Origin of the sequence: Tropicimonas aquimaris (assembly GCF_042676185.1) — a bacterium.
Taxonomy (GTDB): Bacteria; Pseudomonadota; Alphaproteobacteria; order Rhodobacterales; family Rhodobacteraceae; genus Tropicimonas; species Tropicimonas aquimaris.
In genome coordinates, this window is sequence record NZ_JBHTJT010000028.1 from 1 (window position 1) to 1068 (window position 1068).

Annotated in this window: 1 pseudogene; it reads right to left on the reverse strand. The window is 62.5% G+C overall.

The features are described 5' to 3' along the window. A pseudogene (locus ACFQ2S_RS13490) lies at positions 1-887 on the reverse strand (DDE-type integrase/transposase/recombinase); the annotation flags it as partial. Positions 888-1068: the final 181 nt, after the last annotated feature.

A 1068-nucleotide genomic window follows, 5' to 3' on the forward strand; every position in this document is an offset into this window, starting at 1 on the left:
CTTTGATCTCCTTTCGTCGTCGCAGGATGGTCTCGGCCCTGCCGAGGTAGACATCGGCAGGGGTCAGGTTGCTGAGGCTATCGTGGTAGCGGCGGTGGTTGTAGTGGTCGATGAACTCGCCGATGGCCTGCTCGAGCGCCCCAGGCAGATAGTAGTTCTCGAGCAGGACCCTGTTCTCCAGGGTCTGATGCCAGCGCTCGATCTTGCCCTGGGTTTGCGGGTGGCGCGGGGCGCCGCGAACGTGATTCATGCCTTGAGTGGCGAGCCAGTCGGCAAGATCCTCAGAGATTTAGGATGCGCCATTGTCGCTGAGCAGCCGGGGCCGGTGCGCAACCGTGGCGCGGTCGCAGTCCGAGGCGGCAAGGGCATCTTCCAGCGTGGCCGTCACGTCCGAGGCCTTAGTGGTCGTGCAAAGCCGCCAAGCGATGACATAGCGGCTGTAGTCGTCGAGGATGGTCGATAGGTAGAACCAGCCCCAGCCGACCACCTTGAAGTAGGTGAAGTCGGTCTGTCAGAGTTGGTTCGGCCGGGTCGCCGAGCATGCTTTTTTTGAGCAAGCGGTTCTCGAGCGTCAGGTCCGCGAGAGCCTCTTTCAATGCAGCCGCCTCGTGCCGCAGTTCCTTCACTTCAGGGCTTGTCGCCTGGCGCGCTGTATCGCCCGCCAGCCGCTTCTTGCCCGCCTCGAGGAACTCTTTCGACCAGCTGTAATACAAGCTCGTCGCGATCCCCTCGCGTCGGCACAGCTCGGCAATGCTTTCTTCGCCGCGCAGCCCTTCCAGCACAATCCGGATCTTCTCCTCGGCCGAGTGATCCTTCCTGGTGCGCCGCCGGATGTCTTTCACGACCTTCTCGGCAGGCTCTTTCCGTGTTTCGGGTTTCTGTCTGATCTCCACTCCTTGGTGGTCACGATGAGCCAGAAACCCTCCGTTGCGAAATCAAATCAGAAGTCCCAAAGGTGCTGACGGGGAACAATGGGCAAGCCCGATCCGCAGATGCCCCTCGGGCGTCGCGCAGCCATCCATCCAGGCGGTGAGGTCCACCCCCGGGAAGCGCCGCGGCGCCGGGGCC